The following is a 25,398-nucleotide window of genomic DNA, read 5'->3' on the forward strand; positions in this document are numbered from 1 at the left end:
GCTCTTGACCGAGCGCGCCGACAGAACCCCTCCACCGCTTCGCGGTCCCCCTCCCCATTGCTGCGCAACGGGGAGGAGACTAGGAAGCCCCAACCTGTTTATCGAGTAACCTGAAGGAGCCCCCGTGGCCCGCCTGTTCGACGCCGTGATCATCGCTGACTGGACCGCCGCTGAAGGCAAGAAACTGGGCGACCAGTCGGTCTGGATCGGCGTGGCCAAGCGCGACGTGCGCTTTCGCCTCTATACCGAGACCCACAACACGGCGACGCGGGCCGAGGGCGAGGCCCTGCTGAACAAGCTGATCTCGGAACACCGCAAGCGCGGGGACCGGGTGCTGGTCGGCTTCGACTTCAATTTTGGCTTCCCCGCCGGCACGGCCGCTCGGCTGAAGCTGGACGGCAGCCCTTGGTCGGCGATGTGGAAATTCCTCGCCTCCAACATCGTCGACAAGGCCGACAACACCAACAACCGCTATCAGGTCGCGGCCAAGATCAACCGGCTGATGACCGACGAGGCCTGGCCCATGTGGGGCGCGCCCGCCAAGCAGGCGCAGCGCTGGTTGACCACGACCAAGCCCCCCGCAGGATCGGGCGCCGACATCCCCGAGTTCCGGGCCACCGAAGACGCGGTTCGCAAGGGCAGGCTGCAGCCGAAGTCGGTCTGGCAGATGCACGGCGCCGGCGCGGTCGGCGGCCAGACCCTGGTCGGGATTCCCATGGTGCGCCGCCTGCTCGAGAGCCTGGGGCCGTCGGGCGCGGTCTGGCCGTTCGGCACCGGCTGGCGCGCGCTGGACGCGGCGGATGTGGAGCCCCTGTCCGCCGTTGTGGTCGAGGTCTGGCCGTCGATGTTCAACGCCCAGCCCGAGCCCGGCGAGTTCAAGGATCAGGCCCAGGTCCGCGTCACCGCCGAAGCGCTGGCGAAGATGGACGACGCCGGCGATCTGGCCAAGGCCTTCGCCCCGCCCAAGGGTGCGGACGAGGCGCTGATCGCAAAGGTCGAGCAGGAAGAGGGCCGGATCTTGGGGGCCTAGGCCTTCATCAGCCTGTCGCCGGGGGCCGCTATCCCCGGCGCATGTTCCGGATCATCCTGACCGCCCTGCTCCTGCTGATCGCGAGTCCCGCCGTGGCTGACGTGCTGATCATCGCCCATCGCGGCGCCTCGGGCGAACGGCCCGAGCACACTCGCGCGGCCTATGCGCTGGCTATCGAGCAGGGCGCGGACATCATCGAGCCGGATCTGGTGATGACGCGCGACGGGATCCTGGTGGTCCGGCACGAGAACGAGATCGGCGGGACCACAGACGTCGCGGCCCATCCGGAGTTCGCGGACCGGCGCGTGACCCGGACCATCGACGGACAGGCGGTGACGGGCTGGTTCACCGAGGATTTCACCCTGGCCGAGCTGATGACGCTGCGGGCGCGGGAGCGGCTGCCGGAACTGCGCGGGACGGCCTTCGACGGGCAGGAGTCGATCCTGACCTTCGACCAGGTGCTGGACATTGCGGCGGAGGCCTCCGCGCGGATGGGGCGGACCATCGGCGTGGCGCCGGAGTTGAAGCACCCGTCGCACTTCGTTGCCCTTGGCCTGCCGATGGAGGACGCCTTCGTGGCGGTGCTGGAGCGGCGCGGGCTGACGGGGACGGCGGCGCCGGTGCTGGTCCAGTGTTTCGAGGTCGGGCCGCTGGAGCGGCTGAGCGCCCGGATCGAGACACCCCTGCTGCAACTGATGGCTCGGGACGGCGGGCCGGCGGACCGGCCGGGGCTGACCTATGCGGCCATGGCGACGCCCGAGGGGCTGGCGCGTGTGGCGACCTACGCGAAGTGGATCGGGGCGGACACGGCGATAATCGAGCCGACGCCGGGGACGCCGTCCTCGCTGATCGCCGACGCCCATGCGGCGGGGCTGAAGGTCGCCGCATGGACCTTTCGCGCCGAGAACGCCTTCCTGCCGGAGGCGGACCGCGTCGGGACGGCCCCGGCGGGGCACGGGCGGCTGCGGGAGCGGCTGGCGCGGTTCGTGGGGTACGGGCTGGACGCGGCGTTCATGGATCAGCCGGGGTTGGCCGGGCGCTGAGCCCTCACCTCCCCATTCGCGAAGGCGAATGGGGAGGACAGATCGGCGGCTTGCGCCGATCAGGAGGGGCAGCGCGGTGTCAGCCGGAGCGGTCTCGAACACCGGTGTCGACGGCTACTCACCCGCCCCCTGCGCCGCCCCCACCTGATCGCTGGGCGATCTGTCCTCCCCATCGCCTTGAAGGGGCGATGGAGAGGTGAACGGTTAGCCGCTGATCTGGCCGAAGTCGGCGACGCGGCCCATGACCGAGCGGACCTGCCCCAGCAGTTTCAGCCGATTGTCGCGTTCCTCGGGCACATCCGAATTGACCATGACGGCGGTGAAGAAGGCGTCGACCGGGGCGCGGAGGGAGGCCAGGGCCTTCATGGCGGCGGCGAAGTCCTCGGTGTCCAGAGCGGCGTCGACGGCGGTCGCGGCGGCCGCGGCGGCGAAGGCGAGCGTGGTCTCCTCCGGAGGCTGACCCGGAAGGCCGGTCTCAACCATGCCGGTCGGCACACCATTCCCCGTCTCTTTGGCCTTCTTCTCCTCGGCCTTGAGGATGTTGGACGCGCGCTTGTAGCCGGCCAGCAGGTTGGCGCCGTCGTCGGTGGCCAGGAAGGCGTCCAGCGCCTCGACCCGCCGCACGATGCGGACGAGGTCGTCGTCGCCGAGCGCGAAGACGGCGGCCACGAGGTCGTGACGCTTGCCTTGGTCGCGAAGGAGGACGGTCAGGCGGTCGGCGAAGAAGGCGAGGACTTCTCCGTTGATGGCAAGCTTGTCGACAGCCCGGTCGACCTTCGCAAGGCCGGCCAAGGCGGCGCTGATAGCATCGCTGGACAGGCCAACACGGACTTGGTTGTCGAGGATCAGCCGGATCACCCCCAGCGCCGCCCGCCGCAGCGCGAACGGATCCTTCGACCCCGTGGGCTTCTCGTCGATGGCGAAGAAGCCGACGAGGGTGTCGAGCTTGTCGGCGAGCGACACGGCCACCGTCAGCGGGGCGGTCGGGACGGAGTCGGCCGGGCCCTGCGGCTTGTAGTGGTCGCGGACGGCGTCGGCGACGGCGTCGGGCTGGCCGGCGGCGCGGGCGTAGTAGCCGCCCATGATCCCCTGAAGCTCCGGGAACTCGCTGACCATGCCGGAGGCCAGATCGGCCTTGGACAGGCGGGCGGCGGTCTCGGCCTGATCCGGGTCGGCGCCGACCAGCGGGGCGATTTCGCGGGCCAGGGCGGCGATGCGGTCGACGCGTTCAGCCAGGGTGCCCAGCTTGGCGTGGAAGGTGACGCCCTTCAGCTTGTCGTTCCAGACGTCGAAGCCGACCTTCTGGTCCTCGTCCCAGAAGAAGCGGGCGTCGTTCAGGCGGGCGGAGAGGACGCGGCTGTTGCCGGCGGCCAAGGCCTTGCCGCCGTCGGAGGCCTCGACATTGGCGACGACGACGAAGTGAGGGGCGAGGCCATGTTTGGCCGGATCGCGCACCGCGAAATACTTCTGGTGCACCTTCATCGACAGGCGGACCACCTCGGGCGGCAGGGCGAGGAACTGCGGATCCATGTCGCCCAGGATCGGCGTCGGCCATTCGGCCAGGCCGGCGACCTCGTCCAGCAGGCCGTCGTCATCGACGAGGGCGAGGCCCTTTTCGGCGCAGGCCGCCTTGGCGGCCTCAAGGATGCGCAGCTTGCGGTCGACGACGTCGAGGATGACGAACTCGCGCTCCAGCTTCGCCCGATAGTCGGCGAAATCCTTGACCGTGAAGGGCTGGCCCGAGCCGAGGAAGCGGTGGCCCTCGGTGGTGTCGCCGCTGGCGATGCCGTCGATGTCGAACGGGACCACGTGGCCGTCGAACAGAGCGATGATCCGCTTCAGCGGACGAATCCAGCGCAAGGTCCCTGAGCCCCATCGCATCGACTTGGGCCAGGGGAAGGTGCGGACGATCTGATCGACCATCTCAGGGATCAGGTCGGCGGTGGGCCGGCCCTTGCTGCTGATCACGGCGAACAGGACGCCGTCGCGCTCGACGAGTTGCTCACGGGTCAGGCCGGTCTTGCGCAGGAAGCCTTCCAGCGCCTGTTCAGGGGCAGAGGCCTTGGGCCCCTTCAGCTCTTCCTCACGGTCTGGGGTGGCGGCGGGCAGGCCGTCAACGACCAGCGTCAGACGACGCGGGCCGCCGTATGTCGTCAGGGCCTCGTAGCTCAGGCCCGCGGCCTTCAGCCGTTCGGCGACCATGCGCTCAAGGTCGCGCGCACCGCCCTGCTGCATGCGGGCGGGGATTTCTTCGGAGAAGAGTTCGAGAAGGAGTTGGGGCATCAGGCGGTTTTCCGCTCTTGTTCGACATAGGCGAGGGCGCAGGCCTTACAGAGCTCGCGGATGCGGCCGATGTAGCTCTGGCGCTCGGCGACGGCGATGGCGCCGCGGGCGTCCATCAGGTTGAAGAGATGCGACGCTTTCAGGACCTGGTCGTAGGCGGGCAGCACCAGAGCCTGGCCTTGCGGGCCGGTCATGGCGAGCAAGTTCGAGACCTCGGCCACCATGTCCTCGAACCGGCGCTTCAGGCCGTCGACGTCATAGCCGTGGAAGTTGGCTTCACTCTGCTGGCGCTCGTTCTCGAGGAAGACCTCGCCATAGGTGACGCCCTCCTTGGTGAACTTGAGGTCGTAGACGTTGTCGACGCCCTGGACGTACATGGCCAGACGCTCCAGCCCGTAGGTCAGCTCGCCCGAGACCACATCGACCTCGATGCCGCCCACGCCCTGGAAATAGGTGAACTGGGTCACCTCCATGCCGTCGCACCAGACCTCCCAGCCCAGACCCCAGGCGCCGACGGTGGGGTTCTCCCAATCGTCCTCGACGAAGCGGATGTCATGCAAGCTGGGATCAATGCCGATGGCCCTCAGTGAGCCGAGATAGAGCTCCTGAAGATTGTCCGGGTTCGGCTTCAGAAGTACTTGATATTGATAATAATGTTGAAGCCGGTTGGGGTTCTCGCCATAGCGGCCGTCGCCCGGGCGGCGGCTGGGCTGGACGTAGGCGGCCTTCCACGGCTTGGGGCCGAGCGCGCGCAGGACGGTGGCCGGGTGGAGCGTGCCCGCGCCGACCTCGATGTCATAGGGCTGGAGGATCGCGCAGCCCTGATCGCCCCAGTATTTGTGGAGTGTCAGGATGAGGTCCTGGAAGGCGAGCGGTTCTGTCGTCACGGCAGGCTATTTCGTCCGGGGAAGAAGGCCGCGGACCCTAGACGGCGGGCCTTTGCGGGGCAAGGTGAAGCCCGCCACACGGTTCTTTAAGCGCCTTGGATACAGTCTGTCCCCATGAAGCAGATCGACCAGATGCGGCGCCGGGCCGCGCGGTATCTTGATGTTGAGGCGGTCACCATCGCTCCGGCGACGGGCGTGTTCTCGCTGAGCTTCGACGACATACCGGCCACGGCCTGGACCGAGGCGGGGCCGATCCTGGCCGCGCACTGGGCCAAGGCGACCTATTATGTCTGCGGCGGACTGGCCGGCGGACGCAACATGGACCGGGACCAGTTCGAGGTCCGGCATCTGCAGGAGCTGCATGCGGCGGGGCATGAGGTCGGGTGCCATACGTATGGCCACACCAGCGCGCTGCGGATGGACGCGGCGGCGCTGACGCTGAGCCTGGACGCCAATGCAGCCTGGGTCAGCGAGCGGCTGGACGGCTATGAGATGACGACCTTCGCCTGGCCTTTCGGGGACGCGACGGTCGGGGCCAAGCGGCTGGTGCGCGAGCGGTTCGAGATGGCCCGGGGCGTTCGCGACGGGATCAATGCGGGCCGCGAGGACCGGGGACTGATCAAGTCCATCGGGCTGGAGAGCCGCCGCCTGCCCGGTTACGACCTGGAGCGGCTGATGGCCGAGGCGGCGGAGACGCGGGGCTGGCTGACGGCCTATGGGCACGATGTGTCGGACCGGCCGACGGACTATGGCTGCACCCCTGATGATCTGGACCGGGTGATCCGGCTCGCCAAAGCGGCCGGACTGGACATCCGGCCGGTGGGCGAGGCGTGGCGGAAGGTTATATCCGGGTAGAAACCCCTGAGACGGAGCAAATACACCGTCTCACCCGTCTCCCCCGTCTCTGCCTTGTCGAAGGAAGACGGGTGCGGACGAGGATGGGCGCCGGTCATGAGGTACAGTCTGGCACAGCGGTGCGTCAGGATTGGACGTATCGTCCTTCTCCCAAGCGATGAAGGATTTCAGGCCGCTTCCGCAAACTGCGCCTTGCGCCCGTCCGCCCATTTGATCAGCGCGGCCCTCGGCCAGGCCACGATCCACGAGCGGGCGGTGTATTCGCCCTTCTCGATCAGGGCGGCGCGGGTCGGCGACGATGTGGCGGCGCGCTGGGTGTGGATGTCGCCGGGGCCCTGATGGATCAGGAAGGCGCCGTTCTTGAGCGGGTTCACGCGCAGATAGGCGAGGCGCGGGCTGATCTGCTCCAGCGGCGGATCATAGAACCAGGACGAGCCGAGCATGCCGGCCATCTCCGGGCGGCGTTTGAGGATTTCGGCGGCTGTGGCCCAGGCGCGGTCCCAGCCGGCCTCGTTGAAATCCGACAGTTCGCGGCTTTCGGTATGGACCTCCAGCCACGGCTTCCAGGCCTGTGCTGCGGCATAGGCCGGGATCACCGACCAGCCCCAGCCTTCGCGGGCGTGGCGCAGGATCTGACCCGGCCCCATCGGCGAGCTGAGATCGATCATCTGGGTGCGGGCGCCCGGGACGCTGAGGACCAGTGCGATACGGACATCCTTGGCCCAGAAGTCGCGGTCATAGGGGTTGGCGCCCTCGGTCAGGAAGGCGGCGAGGCGGTCGATCCACTGAGGATAGAGCTCCAACGAGGCCAACGGCAGGTCGGCGGCGGGAACGCGGACCGGCATCTCCAGCGCCCAGATCGCCACCAGTGCACGACGGTGATCGTCGGTCAGGGCCGGGCCGAAGACGGCTTGCAGCGCCTCTTCCGCGCGATGGCCCGGCTGGTCGAAATCCCAGTGTGGGGCGGAGGCGGCGGCGGCATCCGCCGCGGCGGCCTTGAGGGCGTGGAGCCGGGCGCGGTCCTCGGGCGGGACACGGTTCAGAACGGTCTCGAACGCGGTGACGTGAGCAGGCGTGAGCGTTTCCATGCCCGCAGCTTGCACCACCACCGGTTTGCCGACGGTTAAGCGGGCAGCAGAAAGGGCGGGAGCCGAAACTCCCGCCCTTCGTCAGTCTGTCACCCGGATCAGTTCGGGGTCGTCGGCGTCGGAGCCGGATTGGCCGAATCCTCGGCGTCGTCCACCTGACCGTCGGTCGGGTTCTGGACCGGCGGCGCCTGGACCGTGGTGGTCGTGGCGGCCGGTTCGCCGGTCGGGGCCGTGGTGCCCGGCGCCGCGGGCGTCGTGGTTTCGGTCGCGGCCGGAGCCTCGGTGGTCGCCGGAGCCTCAGTGGTGGCCGGAGCCTCGGTCGCGGCGGGGGTGGCCGGCGCGGCGGCCTCCTCATCACCCATGGAAGCTTCCGACTGGGCCGGGTTCAGGACCTTGTCGATCACGAACACGCCGCCGTTGGACGCGTCGATCTCGGCGCGGGTGACCGTGGCGCTGTCGACCTTGATGGCCTCGCCCGTGCCGTCCAGCTGGACCTGGGTGCGGGCGGCGGTTTCGACGCCGCCGCGTGCGCCGGTGATCTGGCTGGTTTCAACGTCCGAAACGATGACGTGGTAGAGCAGCAGGCTGCGCAGTTCTTGGGCGTTCGCCGGATCCATCAGGCGGGTGCGATCGGCTTCCGGCAGGGCGGCGAAGGCCTCATCCGTCGGAGCGAAGATGGTGATGGCCGGGCGGGTGCTGAGAGTCTCGGTCAGCTGGGCGCCGTCCAGAGCGGCCAGAAGCGTGGTGAAATTGCCTTGGGCGCGCAACACGTCGACGACGTTGTTCGGCTGAGCCGCCGGGGTCGCGGCCTGCGCGGCGGCGGCGGGCGCCGGCGTGGCGGGCGCGGCCTGCGGGGCCGGTTGCTGTGCGGGCGCGGGGGCGGCGTCCTGAGCGAAGGCAGGGCCGGCCAGAAGAGCGGTCGCGGCGGCGGCAGTCAGAAGTTTGGTACGAAGCATGACAGTATCCCTTGTATGAAACGTGCGACCGCCGGGGAGTAGATTGACGGTCACCAGTACGCTGGACTGTAGCGTTCAAGACCCAAGCATGGCCTTGAGTTCCATATAGGGATCACCGTGGCGTTGTTCATCGTTACGGCCAAGGTATTGTCTGGGCCATTTTCCGGCATGAGGCACAATACCGGCGCCATACGGTCAAGAATGCCGAAAATGCCCGTTAATCAGGAGAGTAGGGTCGGCTGTACCCACCACGCCGGATGCTGTTCTGAAAGATGCTCGGCGGCGGCAGATGCAGCGAGAGAATTTTCGAACAGGGCGAAGACGGTCGCGCCGGATCCGGACATCCGGGCGAGGCGGACCCCGGGCAGGGCGGCGGCGGCGGCCAAGGCCAGGCCGATGGCGGGCTGGAGGACGATCGCGGGCGCTTCGAGGTCGTTTCGCTGCACCGCCAGCCAGTCGATGACGGCGGGTACAGACCAGTCAGACGGCGGCGCCGGACGATCCGCAGTCGCACGCGGCCCGGCGTCATAGCCACGATAGACGGCACCGGTGGGGGACGGGACGCCGGGATTGATCAGCACCGCCGGCAAGGGCGGCAGGGCCGGCTCGAACGTCAGATGGTCGCCCCTCCCCTCAGCCCAGGCGGCGCGAGCGTGCAGGCACATGGGACCGTCCGCGCCGATCGTGGCGGCGACGTGGGACAAGGCTGCATCGTCCAGTGACAGACCAAGGGCCTCACGCGCCAGCTTCAACGCCGCGCCCGCATCGGACGAGCCTCCGCCGAGACCGGCGGCGATGGGCAGGCGCTTGTCGAGGTTGAAGGCGAAACCGGGGGCCGGGAGGGCGGCGGCCTCAGCCAGAGACCGGACGGCGCGCAGGACCAGATTGTCCCCCTCCCCCGCCAGACCTTTCGCGAACGGGCCAGTGACGGTCAGGGACAGCCGCTCCGACGGGACGACGCTGATGCGGTCCCCGACGTCAGCGAAGGCGACGAGGCTCGCGAGCGGATGGTAGCCGTCGGTGTCGACCGGCCCGACATGCAGGAAGAGGTTGACCTTGGCGGGCGCCAGCACCGGGGCGTTCGCCATGGATCAGGGCTGGGTTCCGGCGACGGATGTCGGCTCGGGCAGACCGGACGCCAGCTTCTGGTCGATCTCGGCGCGGCGTTCGGCGTCGGGGGCCAGCGTCAGGACCCGGTTCCACTGCCAGCCCGCTTCCCGGCGGCGACCGACCTGCCAGTAGGCGTCGCCAAGGTGGTCGTTGATCTCGGGGTTGGCCGGTTCCTTGGCGACCGCGGCCTCAAGCGTGGTGACGGCGGTGTCGTACTGGCCCTGACGGTACTGGGCCCAGCCGAGCGAATCCTGGATGTTGCCATCCTCGGGATCGGCGGCGTGGGCGCGGGCGATCATTTCGGCGCCCTGTTCAACCCGACGGCCGCTGTCGACCCACAGATAACCCAGGTGGTTCAGAAGGATGGGGCTGTCCGGGTGGGCCTGAAGCGCGGTCCACAGCTCGTTCTCCGCCTCCTCGATCCGGCCCAGCGCCTCCAGTGCGGCGCCGCGCATGAAGCGAACATCGGCGGTCTGGTCGGCGGTGTTGATGTCCGGGGCGGCGAGGATGGTCAGCGCCTCCTGATTGCGATCCATGGCGATCAGCTGTCCGGCGAGGGCCAGGGCGATGCGCGACTGGCTGGGCGCGGCGGCGAGGGCGCGGGTCAAGGCGGCGAGGGCCAGATCGTTCTCCTTTCCGCGCTGATAGCTCTGACCGAGGTTGTACTGTGCGCCGGCGTAGAGGATCGCGTTGGCGGTGGAGACGCGTGCGAACGCCTGCCGGGCAGGCTCCTCCTGCTCATCCGCCGCGAGGGCCAGACCAAGGCGCAGCGTCGTCATGTCCGATGGGCGCAGACTCTCCGCCATCCGCAGCAGAATGGCCGTCAGTTTGTGGTCCTGCCGCTCGGTGGAGATGATCGAAGCGAAGTCGAGGGCGGCGGCGACGCCATCGGCAGGGCTGGGCGCCGCGAGAGGACGCTGACGCGAAGCCAGGCGCTGCAGCCCGTCAAGGGCGGCGGGATCCGGCGCGGCGCCGGCCAGTGATGCATTGTACTGAACGATCGCTTCGTCACGACGCCCGCGTCGCTCCAGGAACTGGGCATAGTTGACCGTATACAGACGGGCGCCGTTCGGCAGGGCCATGAGGGCCTTGTACTCGCTGTCCGCCTCATCGAAGCGGCGGCGGTTTTCCAGCAGTTGCGCCCGCTGGAGACGGAGGATCAAACCGGCCGGATCGGCGGGATTGTTCTCGACGGGCTTCAGCGCCGTATCCCAGTCCCCCGCAGCGGCGGCGAGCGACGGGGTGATGAACTGGCCGATGGCCGTGAAGGGCTGACCCAGCGGTTCGCCCGTAAGCGAGGCATATCCCGCACGGGCGTCGTTGCGCTTGACTGCATTGATGATGGAGACCAAGCGGCCGGCTTCGGACAGTTCAGGAGACAGCTGCACCGTGGTCGTCAGGCGCGCCACGGTGTCCAGGTCCCCGCTCAGCAGGCTGGTGAGGAAGGTTTCGTTCTGAAGCACCGGCTGTTCGGGCGTCAGACGCTGGGCCTCTTCAAAGAGACGCGCGGCTTCGGCGGAATCTCCGCGGAAACCTGCGATCCGGCCGGACAGATAGAGACCGTAGGCCGAGCGTCCTTGGGAATCGACAGGCACCGGAGCCCAGACCTCGGGGATGGCGGGCGTCGCCACGACCGTTTCGGCCGCTACGGCGGCTGGACCGGTCTCCGGCGTGTCTGCCGCAGGCGCATCGGGCGCCGGCGCCTCAGGCACGGGAGGCGTGACCGGCGGAGCGTCGGCCGGCGGGACCAAGACGGGGGCGTCCTGCGCGAAGGCAGGAGACGCCAGCGCCAGAAGGGCGCAACCGGAGAGAAGCAGGCGAAGCGAGGAAGAGCGCATGGCGCGACCCTTCCCGCTTTATGCGGCGGCGACAAGACCTGTCGCCGCGTCGGAGCGGTTTTTAGAAACGCTCCACCATCCCCGCGCTTTGGGCCGGGAAGAGTTACATGTTCGGATAGTTGGGACCGCCGCCGCCTTCGGGCGTGGTCCAGACGATGTTCTGCGACGGATCCTTGATGTCGCAGGTTTTGCAGTGGACGCAGTTCTGGGCGTTGATCTGGAAGCGCGGCTCGCCGCCGCCTTCCGGCGTCAGAACCTCGTACACCCCGGCGGGGCAGTAGAGGCGCGCCGGCTCACCGTATTTCGGCAGATTGACGCGGATCGGCACGGACGGGTCCAGCAGCTTCAGGTGGGCGGGCTGGTCCTCGGCGTGGTTGGTGTTGGAAATGAAGACCGACGACAGCTTGTCGAACGACAGCTTTCCGTCCGGCTTCGGATAGACGATCGGCTTGTGCTTTGACGCAAGTTCGGTCGAGGCGGCGTCGGTCTTGGTGTGCTTCATCGTCCCGAACAGGGAGAAGCCGCCGGTCAGGGTCTGGAACCACATATCGAACAGGCCCAGGGCGCCGCCGAGAGAGGTGCCGACCTTGGACAGCAGCGGCTTGGCGTTCCGAACGAGCTTGAGCTCCTTGTAGACCCAGCTCTTTTCATAGGCGGCCTGATACTCGACCAGTTCATCACCCGAGCGGCCGGCCATGACGGCGTCATAGGCGGCGTCGGCGGCCAGCATGCCGGTCTTCATGGCGTTGTGGCTGCCCTTGATGCGGGGCACGTTCACGAAGCCCGCCGAGCAGCCGATCAGGGCGCCGCCCGGGAAGGCCAGCTTCGGCACCGACTGGAAGCCACCCTCGGTGATCGCGCGCGCGCCGTAGGAGATGCGCGTGCCGCCTTCCAGATGCTCGGCGATGGCCGGGTGGTGCTTGAAGCGCTGGAACTCGTCGAAGGGCGACAGAAAGGGGTTCTTGTAGTTCAGGTGGACGACGTAGCCGACGGACACATAGCGATCGCCGAAATGGTAGAGGAAGCTGCCGCCGCCGGTGTGTTCGTCCAGCGGCCACCCGGTCGAGTGCTGGGCCAGACCCGGCTGGTGCTTCTCGGCCGGGACCTGCCACAGCTCCTTGATGCCGATGCCGAACTTCTGCGGATCGGCATCGTCGCACAGGTTGTGGCGGGCCATGATGGTCTTGGCCAGGGAGCCGCGCACGCCCTCGGCGATGAAGACGTATTTGCCGTGCAGCTCGATGCCGGGCTGGAACTCGCCGGTCGGCTTGCCTTCACGGTCGATGCCGAAGACGCCGGCGACAACGCCCTTCACCCGACCACCCGGCTCATCCCAGACCACGTGGCTGGCGGCCATGCCGGGATAGACCTCAACGCCAAGCGCCTCGGCCTGCTCGGCCAGCCAGCGAGCCATATTGCCCAGCGAGCCGATGTAGCAGCCGTGATTGTGCATCAGTGGCGGGAAGGCGAACATCGGTAGCGGCAGGACGCCCTGCGGCCCCAGCAGCAGGAACTTGTCCTTGGTCACCGGGGTGTTCAGGGGCGCGCCGCGTTCCTTCCAGTCGGGGAACAGCTCGTTCAACGCCCTTGGATCCATGACGGCGCCCGAAAGAATGTGGCCGCCGATCTCGGCGGACTTCTCCAGTACGGCGACGGAGATCTCCTTGCCGTCCTTTTCGGCGCGCTGCTTCAGGCGGATGGCGGCGGACAGGCCCGCAGGGCCGCCGCCGACGATGACGACGTCGTATTCCATGATCTCGCGTTCGACACCGGCCAGCGCCTCGGCGGGCGGCAGATTGTCGATCACGGCTTCCTGCCAGGCGTTCTTCGCCCCGCCTTCAATCGCTTCTTCGGCCATGACCCTGATATCCCGTGTCGTCTTCCCTGTGCCCGCTTATCGGAAGGTGACGCGGGGGCGGTCAAGGACTATCCCTGTGCGGACCGACATGAACACCGCCGCCCTCGACACTGCAGCCGCCGAAAGCCTGCTCGCCTTCTGGCGGGATGCGGGGGTGGACGCCTGTTTCGAGGACGCCCCGGTGGACCGCACCCACGTGGCCCCGCCCCCCGCAGTGAAGGCCGTGACCCGGGCGACCGCCTCGGTCGTGGCCACACCGTCTGCGGGCGATGCGGCGTCGGAAGCGCGGCGACTGGCGGCCGGGGCGGAGACGCTGGAGGCCTTGGGCGCGGCCATCGCGAGCTTTACCGGCTGTCCGTTGCGGGACATGGGCGCGAGGCAGGCAGTGTTTGCACGTGGCAATCCGCAGGCGCCGATCATGATCATCGGTGAAGGCCCGGGCGCCGAGGAAGACGAGCGCGGCGAGCCCTTTGTCGGCAAGGCCGGCCGTCTCCTGGACCAGATGCTGGCCGAGGCCGGGCTGAAGGATCGGGCGTTCATGACCAACACCGTGTTCTGGCGCCCGCCAGGCAACCGGACGCCGAGCCCGATGGAACAGGCCGCCTGCGCGCCGTTCATTGAGCGCGCCTTCGCCTTGCTGAAACCGAAGGCGGTGCTTTTGCTGGGCGCGACAGCGGCCCGGTCTGTGCTGGCCACCGATGAGGGCATCATGCGCCTGCGGGGAATCTGGAAAGAGTGGCGGCTGGCGGAGGGAAATGTCTCGGCGCCGGTGATGACCACCCTTCACCCCGCCTTCCTGCTGCGCACGCCGATGGCGAAGAAGGCGGCGTGGGCGGATGTGCTCGCGCTGGCGGCGCGACTGGATGACGCGGAGGCCTGAACGCCGTCGTTAACCTGACCGACGCAAAAGCGCCCCAAAAACGAGCCAAATCTTGACACGGGTCAAAGGCGCAGCGCCTTTTTGATCTGACGACCGAACGAACAGTGAGCCTTGGACCGACGAGACGGTTACGGGGCCGCTCTCAGGGGGGCCGCTCAGTGCCTGTATTCCTACGCCGCGCGATCCTCGCGCCGACGCTGGCTATCGCGCTTGCCGCCGTCGGCGGGATCGCGCACGCCGCTGACGACGACGGACGACGTACGCCCACGGCGCTGAGCCCCGCTGACCGCCTGAGCTACACCACGGCGTTTGACGCCCTGCGCCGCGGCGATCTGGAAGCCGCCCGCGCCTCGGCCCGACAAGCCAACGACCGTGTGCTGCTGGGGCAGGTCGAGTTCGAGCGGATGTTCCACGCCGACTACAGCGCCAGTTACGAAGAGCTGGCCGCGTGGCTGGAAGAGTATTCCGACCTGCCGTGCGCGGACCGGGTCTACAATCTGGCGCTGCGTCGCCGTCCCGATGGCGCGCCCGAGCCGCGCCGCGCTTCGCGCTTCTCGAACCGCAGCTGGGCCGCCGCGTCCGCCGCAGGCCAGAACACCGAGGGCGATCCGCTGAAGGCCGCCCGCGTCGCCCTGAATCGCGACGACCTCGCCGGGGCCGTGGTCATCGGACAGGAAGTCGGCGACTGGTGGACGGTCGGTCTGGCCCAGTACCGGCTGGGAGAGTTCGGCGCCGCGAGCGGCGCCTTCCAGCGTGTGCTGGACGATCCGACAGAGGACGGCTGGGTTCGCGCCGGCGCCGCCTTCTGGGCCGCACGGTCGGCCGGACGCTCCAGCCAGCAGGACCGGGTGCAGCCGCTGCTGCGCCGCGCCGCCGCCTGGCCCGCGACCTTCTACGGCCAGATCGCCCTGCGTCAGCTGGGCGAGGATGTCGCTATCGAGAACATGGGGCCGACGCCCTACGGCGCGACCCTGCAACGGGCCGTCTACACGCCGGACGAGCCCATCGGCGTCGAAGCCGACGAACTGGAAGAGTTTGTCCGCTCGGAGCCGCGCGCACGCCGGACCGTGGCCTTCTCCGAGATCGGCCGCCGCACCGACGCCCGCGACGAACTGCGCACCGGCATGCGCTCGGCCGTCACCGACCGGGGGCGTCAGCTGTGGGCCGCGCTGGGCCGGGCGCTGGGGCCGCGCGTCACGGGATCGGATACCGACGTGCGCCGCGTCGACGCCAACAACTACGCCCAGCCAGTGATCGAGCCGGTCGGCGGCTTCACCATCGAGCGCTCCCTGGTCTATGCGATCGCTCGCAAGGAAACCGGCTTCAACGCCCGCGCGCGCTCCGGCGCCGGGGCCTATGGGTTGATGCAGGTAATGCCGACGACCGCCGCCGAGATGACCGGCGACCGCGGCTTCGTCAGCACGCCGGACCGTCTGTATGACCCGGCCACCAACGCTCGTCTGGGTCAGGCCTATGTGAATCGCGTTCTGGCCCTGCCGGAGATCAACGGCGACCTGCTGCGGGTTTCCGCCTCCTACAACGCCGGGCCCGGCCCGATGATGGCGGCGGTGCGCAAGCTGGGACCGGACGCAGACCCGTTGCTGCTGATCGAAACCATCGATGTGCCGCAGGCCCGCGACTATGTGGAGAAGGTGGTCGCCGCCTACTGGATCTATCAACGCATGAACGGGCGGCCGCTGAATACGCTGGATGCGGTGGCCGGTGGCGCCACGCTGATCCCGCTGAGCCTCGACTATGTGCCGCCGCCCCCGGCGCCGGTGCAACCGATCGAGGTGGCGGCGGTGGTGTCTACCGGCGGCTAAAGCCCGGCCAGAAGCAGGGCCGGCAGGCAGCAGGCCACGATAATCAGCAGGCCGTACACCAGCAGGCTGGGGCGGCGGGCGGCGACAGGCTGTTCGGCTTGCATGGGCATGACGGACCTCGAACGCTTTTGCGTCCTGACAGCTCCCGGCATATCGCCGTTGTCTTAAAGTCAGGTTCGGGCGTGCGGTTAACGCAACGCTTCCGCCGACCACTCCAGAAAGTCCGGCTGGGCCAGCAGGACGTCGCAGTACGCTTGAGCCGAGCCGTCGTCGCCGAAGGCCGACAGGTCCGCCTGATAGTGGCGGAAGCGGGTCGCCACGGGGGTGAAGAAGGCGTCGGGGATGGACCAGTCGCCGAAGAGCCAAGGGCCGCCCGCGCCGAAGCGGCCGCGCATTTCCATAAAGAGCGAGACGATACGGCGGATGTCCCGTTCCACTCCCGGGTCCGTCGGCAGGTCCGAGCGGTCAGGACCGACCATGGAGTGATCCGGCCCCATGGCGCAGTGCGTGCGCAAGGCGCTGAACCCGGCGTGCATCTCGCAGACTGCAGACCGGGCCACCCAGCGGGCGTGGGCGTCGGCGGGCCAGAGCCGGGCTTCAGGATAGCGCTCGGCGGCCCATACGCAGATAGCCATGGAGTCCCAGATCGTTTCGCCGTCCACCCTGAGCAGGGGCGCGAGCCGCGACGGCGAGAGGCGGGCGATCTCTGCCTGACCAGCCTCGGAATAGACGTCGATCTCTGTGGTGGCGAAGGCCGCGCCACAGCGCTTGAGCACCAGCCATGGGCGCAGGGACCAGGTCGAATACAGCCGCGGCGCGATGATCAGTTCCATGAAGCCCTCCCGAGGTTGACGCAGGCTTAGGGCGAAGCCGGGCGCGACGCCATCGGATCGAGCCCGAGTTCCGACCGCCGGGACACAAGCTGCGCTTGACTCAGCGGGTCTTGGGACCGACACCCCGCGTCCATGATCACGCGCTATTCCCGCCCCGACGCCGTCGCCATCTGGTCGCAAGAGACCAAGTACAGGATCTGGTTCGAGATCGAGGCGCACGCCGCCACCAAGATGGCCGAGCTGGGGGTGATCCCGACCGACGCCGCCGAGGCCATCTGGGCGAAGGGCAAGGACGCGGTCTTCGACGCCGACCGCATCGACGAGATCGAACGCACCACCAAGCACGACGTCATCGCCTTCCTGACCCATGTGTCCGAGATCGTCGGCGAGGAAGCCCGATTCCTGCACCAGGGCATGACCTCGTCGGACGTGCTGGACACCTGTTTCGCGGTGCAGCTGGCGCGGGCGTCCGACCTGCTGATCGGCGGCGTCGACCGGGTGCTGGCGGCGCTGGAGACGCGGGCCAAGGAGCACAAATTCACGCCGGAAGTCGGTCGCAGCCACGGCATTCACGCCGAACCGATCACCTTCGGCCTGAAGCTGGCCGGCTATCACGCCGAGTTCCAGCGGGCGAAGCGCCGACTGTTGACCGCCAAGGAAGAGATCGCCACCTGCGCCATCTCGGGCGCTGTCGGCACCTTCGCCAACGTCGATCCGGCGGTTGAGCAGTACGTCGCCGACAAGATGGGCCTTCAGGTCGAGCCGGTCTCGACCCAGGTGATCCCGCGCGACCGTCACGCCGCCTTCTTCGCGGCGCTGGGCGTCGTCGCCTCCTCGATCGAGCGTCTGGCGACTGAAATCCGTCACCTGCAGCGCACGGAAGTCCTTGAAGCCGAGGAGTTCTTCGACAAGGGCCAGAAGGGCTCGTCGGCCATGCCGCACAAGCGCAACCCGATCCTGACCGAGAACCTGACCGGCCTGGCCCGTCTGGTCCGCTCGGCGGTCGTGCCTGCGATGGAGAACGTCGCGCTCTGGCATGAGCGGGATATCAGCCACTCGTCGGTCGAGCGCGGCATAGGGCCGGACGCCACCATCCACCTGGACTTCGCCCTGCATCGGCTGGCGAACGTGGTCGAGCGGCTGAACATCTATCCCGAGAACATGCAGAAGAATATCAACCTGCTGGGCGGGCTGGTGCACTCGCAGCGCGTTATGCTGGCCCTGACGCAGGCGGGGGTGAGCCGCGAGGACGCCTATGCCGCCGTGCAGGAGAACGCAATGAAGGTCTGGCGCGGCGAGGGCCGGTTCCTGGAATTCCTGAAGGCCGACGCCCGCGTCACCCTGCCGGAAAGTCAGCTCGAGGCGCTGTTCGACCTCGGCTATCACACCAAGCACGTGGACACGGTGTTCGCCCGGGTGTTTGGCGAAGGCTGATGACCCCGCCGATCCGGATCAATCCCAAGCTGGATATCGCCGCCGCCGCAGAGGCTTACCGGCGTGACGGCTGGGTCCAGATCGCGGACGTGTTCGAAGCCGATACGGCCGAGTTCCTGGCCAGTCTGCTTGAGACCGGCATCGACTGGGATCTGGCGTTCCAGGGCGAGGATGGCCGGCCGACCGTGCTGACGCGCGAACAGGCCGGGCTTCAGGGCGCCGACCTGCAACAGCGCCTTCGGGCCATGATGACCCGGGCGGGCGCCGGCTACGGCTTCCTGTATCTGACCTATCCGCTGATCACCGCCTATCTGGCCCAGCGCGACCCCGGCCATCCGGTCCACACCCTGACCGAGTTCCTGAACGACGCCTTCGTCAAACTGGGTGTCGCCGTCACCGGCCGACAGGACATCGTCAAGGCGGACGGGCAGCTGACCCGATACCGCGCGGGCGATTTCATCGGGCTGCACAACGATGTGGGCTCCGAAGCCAGCGACCGGTTGGTCGCCTACACCCTTGGCCTGACGCGAACCTGGCGCGCCGATTGGGGCGGGCAGTTGCTGTTCCATGATGCGGCGGGAGACGTGATCCGGGGGCATGCGCCCCGCTGGAACACCCTGACGCTTTTCAGCGTGCCGCAGTATCACTCGGTCGCACCTGTCGCGGCCTACGCACAGGCGCCACGACTGTCGGTGGTGGGCTGGCTCAGAAATGCCGGGCGCTGAAGACGGCTCGCGCAAGCGCGCCTTCGATCCCGTCGTTGACGTCGACACCCGCCTGCTGATCCTCGGAAGCCTGCCCGGCGACGCCTCACTGAAAGCGGGTCAGTATTACGGGCATCCGCAAAACGGCTTCTGGCGACTGGTTGGCGGGGTGATCGAGTGTGATCTCGTGGCCCTGACCTATTCCGAGCGGCTGGAGGCGCTAAAGGCAGCCGGCGTGGGGTTGTGGGACGTGATCGCCGAGGCGCGACGTCCGGGCAGTCTGGATCAGGCGATCCGCGAGGTGGAGAGGGCCGACCTGGCGGCCCTGGTTGAGACGCTGCCAAGGCTCGCCGCCATCGCCTTCAATGGCGCAACGGCGGCGAGGCTGGGCCGCAGGACGCTGACCGGGCTGGACCGGGTGACACTGATCGACCTTCCGTCCTCAAGCCCCGCGTACACCCTGCCCTTCGCCGTCAAGGCAGAGCGGTGGGCGGTGCTGACTCGGTGGATCGCGAACAGCTGATCGCGGCTGTCTGACGCATGCCCCCATCCAAAGCCGGTCCCCATGCGTACTTCCTGCATGACGCCGCCCCCGAGCGTCACCTCAGGAAGGAAGCCACCATGAAGTTCAACCGCACCAGCGCGCTTATCGCCGCGGCCGCCACCTCGACCCTGCTGATCGCCGCCTGCAGCAATGCTGAAGAGACCACCCCGGCCGCAGCGACGCCGGCGGACGCCATGGCTCCGGCCGCCACGCAGGACCCGATGGTCGGCGGCGCCGCCATGAGCCCTAACGACACGATCGTCACCAACGCCGCCAAGGCCTCGAATCTGACGACGCTGGTTTCCGCCGTGCAGGCTGCCGGCCTGGCAGAGACGCTGAGTGGCCCCGGTCCGTTCACGGTCTTCGCTCCGGACAACGCCGCCTTCGAGAAGGTCCCGGCCGCCACCCGTGAAAGCCTGATGGCCCCGGCCGGCAAGGCGGACCTGACCAAGATCCTGACCTACCACGTCGTCCCCGGTCGCCTGACCGCCGCTGACATCGCCGCACAGGCCCAGGCCAACGGCGGCACGGCGACCCTGACCACGGTCGAGGGCAGCACGCTGACCGTCAGCGCCGGCCCGAACAACACCTGGGTCATCACCGACGAGAAGGGCGGCCGTTCGACGATCACCCAGGCTGACGTCGGACAATCGAACGGCGTGGTTCACGTCATCGACACGGTGCTGATGCCGAACTAAAGGCCCCGGCCTGAAACGACAAAGGCCGCCCCTGCGAGGGGGCGGCCTTTATTCTGTCCGGAGACGGAAAGCTTACTCGCCGGTGCGGATCTGCTCGCGGGCGACGGACGACAGTTCGTCCATCTTGCGGCGAACTTCGCCTTCCGAAACGACGAGGCCCGAGCCTTCGAAATCCTGGGCGATCTTGCGGAAGACGTCTTCCTCGCCCGGCTGCTCGAAATCGGCCTTCACCACCGCGGCGGCGTACTGCTCGGCGCTTTCGGCGTTGAGGCCCATTTTTTCAGCGGCCCACAGGCCCAGCAGCTTGTTACGGCGCGCGACAGCCCGGAATTCCTGCTCCTGATCGAGAGCAAACTTGGCTTCGAAGCCCTTTTCCCGATCGTCAAAGGTCGTCATGGGCGTCTGCAGGCTCCTTCAAACGGCCGAGGGGTGGCCGTGTCGGGGTGCTCTACCGCTCCCCGGGGTCCGAACGCAACCGGAACTCTCCGGGTTGCGGCGGCGTGTCGTCAGAGGGTGTCATTCGTACATCGGCCCGCAGGCTGTTTGTGTCGCGGTGCGGGTTCCGCTAAGGAGACGACGACATTTTACCCCGCCCGCCTGATTCCGGATCGCGCTGACCAGACCTACGCGCTGGCCGCGCGATTTTCGTTTCAGGCAAGGCCCCGCCTGGACGAGACCCATGAACGTCAAGCGCAAGAAGATCTACGAAGGCAAGGCCAAGATCCTGTACGAAGGACCTGAGCCCGGAACCCTGATCCAGTATTTCAAGGACGACGCCACCGCCTTCAACGGCGAGAAGAAGGCCCAGCTTGAGGGCAAGGGCGTGGTCAACAACCAGATCAGCGAGTTCATCATGTCGCGCCTGAACGGCATCGGCGTGACCAACCACTTCATCAAGCGCCTGAACCTGCGCGAGCAGTTGATCCGCGAAGTCGAGATCATCCCGCTGGAAGTCGTGTGCCGCAATGTGGTGGCCGGCTCGATGAGCAAGCGCCTCGGCATCGAGGAAGGCACCCCCCTGCCCCGTTCCATCATTGAGTTCTACCTGAAGAAGGATGAGCTGAACGATCCGATGGTGACGGAAGAGCACATCACGGCCTTCAACTGGGCCTCGACCCAGGAGCTGGACGACATTCTGGCGATGACTGTGAGGGTGAACGACTATCTGTCGGGCATGTTCGGCGCCGTCGGCATCCAGCTGGTCGACTTCAAGATCGAATTCGGCCGCATCTGGGAAAACGATTTCGCACGCGTCATCCTGGCCGACGAAATCAGCCCGGACAGCTGCCGTCTGTGGGACATGGCCACCGGCGAGAAGCTGGACAAGGATCGATTCCGCCGCGACCTGGGCAATGTGATTGAAAGCTACACCGAAGTCGCGCGCCGTCTCGGCATCATGAAGGGCATGCCGACGGTGATTCAGGGAGGGCTGCACTGATGGCCAAGGTCAAGGTTCACGTCTTTCTGAAGCCGGGCGTTCTCGACGTTCAGGGCAAGGCCGTCGAGGGCGCCCTCAACGGTCTGGGCTGGAGCGGTGTCGCCAATGCCCGCGTCGGCAAGCTGATCGAGTTCGACTTTGACGGCGAAGGTGATCCCGCCGCCGAGGCGAAGAAGATGTGTGAGACGCTACTCGCCAATACCGTGATCGAAAGCTACCGCATCGAGGTTGCGTGAACCGGATCGGCAAGCTGCTGGTCGCGATTTTCATCCTTGTCGGCTGCGTGGTGTTCGCCTCCGCCTTGGCCGGCGGGTTGATGGACGACAGCGCCTTTACGCAGCAGGCCAAGGATGCGGCGCACTGATAGGGCGCCGCTGGTGACGGATGCGCGCCTGATGCGTTAAGTCTCCCGCGCCATTCGCGGGAGACACCCAATGACCTTCACCCTCACCTCCAACGACATCACCGATGGCGGCGTCTTGCCGGACGCGCAGGTGCAGGCAAAGGGGAACACCTCGCCGCACCTGTCGTGGTCGGGCGCCCCGGACGGCACGAAGAGCTACGCGATCACGGTGTATGACCCCGACGCACCGACGGGCTCCGGTTTCTGGCACTGGACCGTGGCCAACATCCCCGCCGCCATGAGTGAACTGAAGACCGGCGCCTCGTCCGGCGATCTGCCCGCGGGTGCGGTCGAGGGCCGTACCGACTACGGCGCTCCGGGCTTCGGCGGAGCCGCGCCGCCTCCGGGCCACGGTCCGCACCGCTACATCTTCACCGTCTTCGCCGTGGACACGGAAAAGCTGGATGTGACGCCGGACAACTCGGGAGCAGTGTTCGGCTTCAACCTGCATTTCCACACGCTGGCCAAGGCGACGATCACCGCCACATACGAGAACACCGGCGAGGGCTGACGGATGTTTCGACGCGGAAGGTGATCAACGATCACTTTCCGCGGTTGAAGGGCTGGAAGGGCACCCCATGTTGCAACGCAACAATCCCTCCCAGAGTAAGCCTATGACGCCCGTCGACACCGCGGACCGCCCTCAGTCCGACGCGCTCGAACCCGCTAAAGCCTTCAAACCGGGAGCCGTGGCCCTGCTGTTGACGGCGCTGGGCATGGGCGGCTTCGCGATCGGGGTGACCGAGTTCGCGGCGATGAGCGTACTGCCGGATTTCGCGCGCGGGCTGGGCGTCGATGAACCCACCGCCGGCCATGCCATCAGCGCCTATGCCGCGGGCGTGGTCGTCGGCGCGCCGATCCTGGCGGCGTTCGGAGCCCGGTTGCCGCGCCGGCTGCTTTTGATCGGCCTCATGGGCCTGTTCGCTATCGCCAACACGCTGAGCGCCCTGTCGCCGAATTTCGAGACGATGCTGGTGTTCCGCTTCCTGAGCGGCCTGCCGCATGGAGCCTATTTTGGCGTGGCGGCGCTGGTGGCGGCGTCGGCGGTGCCTCTGAAATTCCGGACGCGGGCCGTGTCGACCATCCTCATGGGGCTGACCCTCGCGACCGTTCTGGGCGTGCCCGTGGTCAATCTGGTCAGTCAGGCGCACGGCTGGCGCTGGACGTTCGGGATCGTCGGCGCGCTGGCGGTCCTGACCATGACACTGGTGGCCCTGTTCGCGCCACGCGACCCGGCGCACCCCGACGCCAGCCCCCTGCGGGAGTTGAGGGCGCTAAAGAACCGGCAGGTCTGGCTGACGCTCGGTGTCAGCGCCATCGGCTTCGGCGGCATGTTCGCTGTCTACGCCTTTCTGGCCTCAACCCTGCGCGAGGTGACGGGCGTCGGCCCCGACGTGCTGCCGTGGGTGTTCGCCGTGTTTGGCGTAGGCATGTTCAGCGGCAACCTTCTGTGCGCCTGGGCCGGGGACCGGTTCGGCTTCAAGGCGGCGGCGGGCGTGCTGATCTGGAGCGCCGTTTCGCTGGCCTTCTACCCGCTGGCGTCACAGCATCTGTGGTCGATGCTGATCGTGGTTCTGTTCGTCGGCGTGGGCGGCGGTCTGGGCTCGATCCTGCAGACCCGGCTGATGGACGTGGCGGGCGAGGCGCAGACCCTGGCGGCGGCGCTGAACCACTCGGCGTTCAACACCGCCAATGCACTGGGACCGCTGCTGGCGGGAACGGCGGTGGCGGCCGGCTTCGGGTGGGCCTCGACCGGCTGGGTCGCCGTTGGCCTGACGCTGGGCGGGCTGGCGATCTGGGTATGGGCATGGCTGGACGGGCGTCGAACGCACGCCGCGTCCTGAACGTCGCCCGTTCGTTCATATGATGGTCGTTTGAGGCAATGACCGCAGTGACGACCGACCTGATCTACGATGTCCAAAAAGCGCTTCGCTCGGAAGCTGGCGAATTCGGGGGAGACGTTTCGGCAGCTGAAAGGCGAGGTTCAAGCCATGCGCGGCCATAGGATGGCTGTGTCGCAGCCATCTGGAACCTGTACCGCATCGGGAACCGCCAGGATCAAGGGCTTGAGCGCATCGCGCATCGCCTCGGTCTTGTTGATCCCGCGCACTGACATTTCCCAAGAACCCTGCTAAACGCCCGCGCCATGAGCGCAGCCGTCATCGTCTTCCCCGGTTCCAACTGTGACCGCGACTGCAAGGTCGCCATCGAACGCTCCACCGGCGAACAGGTGGAGATGGTGTGGCACGGCGATACCGAGCTGCCCCAGGGGCTTGACCTGATCGTCCTGCCCGGCGGCTTCTCCTACGGCGACTATCTGCGCTGTGGCGCGATGGCGGCGCAGGCCCCGATCATGCAGGCGGTCAAGAAGGCCGCCGACGACGGGGTCGCGGTTCTGGGCATCTGCAACGGGTTCCAGGTTCTGTGTGAAGCCGGAATGCTTCCGGGCGCCCTTCTGCGCAACTCGGGCCTGAAATATGTCTGCAAGCCCATCAGCCTGACGGTCGCCAACGGTCAGACCCGATTCACCTCCGGTTATGAAGGCCAGTCCGAAGTCATCATGACCCAGGGCAATGGCGACGGAAACTACTTCGCCGACGAAGAGACGCTGAAGCGGATTGAGGGAGAGGGACAGGTGGTGTTCCGCTACATCGACAATCCCAACGGCTCGGTCGCCAACATCGCCGGCCTGCAGAACGCGCGCGGCAATGTGCTGGGGATGATGCCCCATCCTGACCGGGCCTTCGAGGCCGAGTTGGGTTCGGCCGATGGCGCGACCCTGTTCCAGAGCATCTACAACGCCGCCTGACGGTCGTTTCGGGGAGGCGTCGATGTTCATCAGCGAACGCCAGAAGATGATTTCGGGCCAGCCGTACAATCCCGGTGATCCTGAGCTACAGGCGGATCAGACCGCCGCCAAACACTGGATGGCCCGCTATAACGCGGCGCTGGCGGCCACGCCCGCCGAGCGTCGCGATCTGTTGCGTCAAAGGCTCGGCGAGGTCGGTGAGGGGGCAGTCATCCGCCCCCCTTTCCACTGCGACTACGGCTACAATATCCGGCTGGGCCGCGATGTTTTCCTGAACTTCAACTGCGTGATCCTGGACGTGTGCGAGGTCGACATCGGCGACCTGACGCAGATCGGGCCGGGGGTGCAGATCCTGACCGCCGACCATCCGCGCCTCGCCGCAGAGCGGGCCAAGGGAGTGGAGTTCGGCAAGCCCATCGCCATCGGCCGCAATGTCTGGATCGGCGGCGGCGCGATTATCCTGCCGGGCGTGACCCTCGGCGATGACTGTGTGGTGGGCGCGGGATCCGTGGTCACGCGCGACGTGCCCCCCGGCGCAACGGTCATGGGAAACCCCGCACGCGAAAAACGCTAGACGTCTCCCGACCGAGGCGCTCGCGCCCGCGATAGCGATCAGCGCGCAAGGATCGCGGACCCGTTGAGCGCCGCCCGTCAATCGGGGCTGGCGCGCCCGTCCGGTCGTCAGGCGGGATTGTCGTCGGCAACGTTGCGCACGACGCCCGGCTCGCCGGGTTCGTCATCATCGTCCACATCAGGCGTGGCGATTCCGCCGGCGTCGCGCTGCGCTTTCAGCTCGCGTTCGCCAAGGCCCAGTCCCTGCTCGCGGGCGCGGTCCGTCTGGACGAAGTCGGTCTCGAAAACGGGTTTCTCGTCGGCCATGCCGC

At 67.5% G+C, this 25,398-nt stretch carries 26 protein-coding genes; 16 read left to right on the forward strand and 10 right to left on the reverse strand.

Annotation, left to right across the window (positions count from 1 at the left end):
- Positions 1-124: 124 nt before the first annotated feature.
- Entirely contained in the window at positions 125-1,030 is a 906-nt protein-coding gene (locus ACW174_RS01655; protein ID WP_492015956.1) for a cobalamin biosynthesis protein CbiG, read from the forward strand.
- Between the two features lie 41 nt (positions 1,031-1,071).
- Positions 1,072-2,073 (forward strand): glycerophosphodiester phosphodiesterase family protein, encoded by a 1,002-nt coding sequence (locus ACW174_RS01660; protein ID WP_492015957.1) that lies wholly within the window; start codon positions 1,072-1,074, stop codon positions 2,071-2,073.
- Between the two features lie 204 nt (positions 2,074-2,277).
- On the opposite strand, the gene glyS is transcribed toward ACW174_RS01660, so the two are convergent.
- Both glyS and ACW174_RS01670 read right to left on the reverse strand, forming a co-directional pair.
- Positions 2,278-4,356, reverse strand: coding sequence for a glycine--tRNA ligase subunit beta (gene glyS, locus ACW174_RS01665; protein WP_492015958.1), 2,079 nt, complete (start codon positions 4,354-4,356; stop codon positions 2,278-2,280).
- Positions 4,356-5,243, reverse strand: coding sequence for a glycine--tRNA ligase subunit alpha (locus ACW174_RS01670; protein WP_492015959.1), 888 nt, complete (start codon positions 5,241-5,243; stop codon positions 4,356-4,358). The genes glyS and ACW174_RS01670 overlap by 1 nt, the downstream gene beginning before the upstream one ends.
- A 114-nt stretch (positions 5,244-5,357) precedes the next feature.
- On the opposite strand from ACW174_RS01670, the gene ACW174_RS01675 reads away from it, so the two are divergent.
- Complete coding sequence (locus tag ACW174_RS01675; protein ID WP_492015960.1) at positions 5,358-6,098, forward strand: polysaccharide deacetylase family protein; 741 nt, start codon at positions 5,358-5,360, stop codon at positions 6,096-6,098.
- A 167-nt stretch (positions 6,099-6,265) separates the two neighbouring features.
- Here ACW174_RS01675 and ACW174_RS01680 read toward each other — a convergent pair whose 3' ends face one another.
- The 5 genes from ACW174_RS01680 to ACW174_RS01700 form a co-directional block, all read right to left on the reverse strand.
- Positions 6,266-7,186, reverse strand: a complete 921-nt coding sequence (locus tag ACW174_RS01680; RefSeq protein ID WP_492015961.1) for a hypothetical protein — start codon at positions 7,184-7,186, stop codon at positions 6,266-6,268.
- A gap of 98 nt (positions 7,187-7,284) precedes the next feature.
- Entirely contained in the window at positions 7,285-8,142 is an 858-nt protein-coding gene (locus ACW174_RS01685) for a fasciclin domain-containing protein (protein WP_492015962.1), read from the reverse strand.
- 221 nt (positions 8,143-8,363) lie between these two features.
- Positions 8,364-9,230 (reverse strand): 4-(cytidine 5'-diphospho)-2-C-methyl-D-erythritol kinase, encoded by an 867-nt coding sequence (locus ACW174_RS01690; protein ID WP_492015963.1) that lies wholly within the window; start codon positions 9,228-9,230, stop codon positions 8,364-8,366.
- A 3-nt stretch (positions 9,231-9,233) separates the two neighbouring features.
- A complete protein-coding gene (locus tag ACW174_RS01695; RefSeq protein WP_492015964.1) occupies positions 9,234-11,090 on the reverse strand; it encodes a tetratricopeptide repeat protein in 1,857 nt (618 codons plus the stop codon).
- A 103-nt stretch (positions 11,091-11,193) separates the two neighbouring features.
- On the reverse strand, positions 11,194-12,843 hold the full coding sequence (locus tag ACW174_RS01700; RefSeq protein ID WP_492017226.1) for an electron transfer flavoprotein-ubiquinone oxidoreductase: 1,650 nt from the start codon (positions 12,841-12,843) through the stop codon (positions 11,194-11,196).
- A 193-nt stretch (positions 12,844-13,036) separates the two neighbouring features.
- On the opposite strand from ACW174_RS01700, the gene ACW174_RS01705 reads away from it, so the two are divergent.
- Together ACW174_RS01705 and ACW174_RS01710 are read left to right on the forward strand one after the other, a co-directional pair.
- Positions 13,037-13,828, forward strand: a complete 792-nt coding sequence (locus tag ACW174_RS01705; protein WP_492015965.1) for a uracil-DNA glycosylase — start codon at positions 13,037-13,039, stop codon at positions 13,826-13,828.
- A gap of 158 nt (positions 13,829-13,986) precedes the next feature.
- Positions 13,987-15,651 (forward strand): lytic transglycosylase domain-containing protein, encoded by a 1,665-nt coding sequence (locus ACW174_RS01710; protein WP_492015966.1) that lies wholly within the window; start codon positions 13,987-13,989, stop codon positions 15,649-15,651.
- 188 nt (positions 15,652-15,839) lie between these two features.
- Here ACW174_RS01710 and ACW174_RS01715 read toward each other — a convergent pair whose 3' ends face one another.
- Entirely contained in the window at positions 15,840-16,484 is a 645-nt protein-coding gene (locus ACW174_RS01715) for a glutathione S-transferase (protein WP_492015967.1), read from the reverse strand.
- A 132-nt stretch (positions 16,485-16,616) separates the two neighbouring features.
- On the opposite strand from ACW174_RS01715, the gene purB reads away from it, so the two are divergent.
- From purB to ACW174_RS01735, 4 genes are read left to right on the forward strand one after another with little or no spacing between them, the layout of a single operon-like run.
- The gene (gene purB, locus ACW174_RS01720) at positions 16,617-17,918 is read left to right on the forward strand and encodes an adenylosuccinate lyase (protein ID WP_492015968.1); all 1,302 of its coding nucleotides are present in this window, start codon (positions 16,617-16,619) and stop codon (positions 17,916-17,918) included.
- Complete coding sequence (locus ACW174_RS01725; protein ID WP_492015969.1) at positions 17,918-18,643, forward strand: 2OG-Fe(II) oxygenase; 726 nt, start codon at positions 17,918-17,920, stop codon at positions 18,641-18,643. The genes purB and ACW174_RS01725 overlap by 1 nt, the downstream gene beginning before the upstream one ends.
- Positions 18,630-19,145 carry a DNA-deoxyinosine glycosylase gene (locus ACW174_RS01730; RefSeq protein WP_492015970.1) on the forward strand — a complete coding sequence of 172 codons (516 nt, stop codon included), beginning with the start codon at positions 18,630-18,632 and terminating at the stop codon, positions 19,143-19,145. Before ACW174_RS01725 ends, ACW174_RS01730 begins: the two co-directional genes overlap by 14 nt.
- 17 nt (positions 19,146-19,162) lie before the next feature.
- Positions 19,163-19,864 (forward strand): fasciclin domain-containing protein, encoded by a 702-nt coding sequence (locus tag ACW174_RS01735; protein ID WP_492015971.1) that lies wholly within the window; start codon positions 19,163-19,165, stop codon positions 19,862-19,864.
- A 72-nt stretch (positions 19,865-19,936) separates the two neighbouring features.
- Here the strand turns inward: ACW174_RS01735 and ACW174_RS01740 are convergent, their stop codons facing one another.
- Positions 19,937-20,260, reverse strand: a complete 324-nt coding sequence (locus tag ACW174_RS01740) for a DUF1476 domain-containing protein (RefSeq protein ID WP_492015972.1) — start codon at positions 20,258-20,260, stop codon at positions 19,937-19,939.
- 283 nt (positions 20,261-20,543) lie between these two features.
- On the opposite strand from ACW174_RS01740, the gene purC reads away from it, so the two are divergent.
- From purC to ACW174_RS01775, 7 genes are all read left to right on the forward strand, one after another.
- Positions 20,544-21,302 carry a phosphoribosylaminoimidazolesuccinocarboxamide synthase gene (purC, locus tag ACW174_RS01745; protein ID WP_492015973.1) on the forward strand — a complete coding sequence of 253 codons (759 nt, stop codon included), beginning with the start codon at positions 20,544-20,546 and terminating at the stop codon, positions 21,300-21,302.
- Positions 21,302-21,538 carry a phosphoribosylformylglycinamidine synthase subunit PurS gene (gene purS / locus ACW174_RS01750; protein WP_492015974.1) on the forward strand — a complete coding sequence of 79 codons (237 nt, stop codon included), beginning with the start codon at positions 21,302-21,304 and terminating at the stop codon, positions 21,536-21,538. The genes purC and purS overlap by 1 nt, the downstream gene beginning before the upstream one ends.
- Positions 21,535-21,666: a hypothetical protein gene (locus tag ACW174_RS01755; RefSeq protein WP_492015975.1), complete on the forward strand. Its 132-nt coding sequence runs from the start codon at positions 21,535-21,537 to the stop codon at positions 21,664-21,666. The genes purS and ACW174_RS01755 overlap by 4 nt, the downstream gene beginning before the upstream one ends.
- A gap of 70 nt (positions 21,667-21,736) precedes the next feature.
- Positions 21,737-22,216 carry a YbhB/YbcL family Raf kinase inhibitor-like protein gene (locus ACW174_RS01760; protein ID WP_492015976.1) on the forward strand — a complete coding sequence of 160 codons (480 nt, stop codon included), beginning with the start codon at positions 21,737-21,739 and terminating at the stop codon, positions 22,214-22,216.
- Positions 22,217-22,319: 103 nt separating this feature from the next.
- Positions 22,320-23,549: an MFS transporter gene (locus ACW174_RS01765; RefSeq protein WP_492015977.1), complete on the forward strand. Its 1,230-nt coding sequence runs from the start codon at positions 22,320-22,322 to the stop codon at positions 23,547-23,549.
- Between the two features lie 302 nt (positions 23,550-23,851).
- On the forward strand, positions 23,852-24,514 hold the full coding sequence (gene purQ, locus ACW174_RS01770; RefSeq protein WP_492015978.1) for a phosphoribosylformylglycinamidine synthase subunit PurQ: 663 nt from the start codon (positions 23,852-23,854) through the stop codon (positions 24,512-24,514).
- A gap of 22 nt (positions 24,515-24,536) precedes the next feature.
- Positions 24,537-25,088, forward strand: coding sequence for a sugar O-acetyltransferase (locus tag ACW174_RS01775; RefSeq protein ID WP_492015979.1), 552 nt, complete (start codon positions 24,537-24,539; stop codon positions 25,086-25,088).
- Between the two features lie 107 nt (positions 25,089-25,195).
- Here ACW174_RS01775 and ACW174_RS01780 read toward each other — a convergent pair whose 3' ends face one another.
- The gene (locus tag ACW174_RS01780; RefSeq protein ID WP_492015980.1) at positions 25,196-25,393 is read right to left on the reverse strand and encodes a hypothetical protein; all 198 of its coding nucleotides are present in this window, start codon (positions 25,391-25,393) and stop codon (positions 25,196-25,198) included.
- Between the last annotated feature and the right edge of the window lie 5 nt (positions 25,394-25,398).

It is taken from the genome of Brevundimonas sp. AVps31 (genome assembly GCF_058681355.1).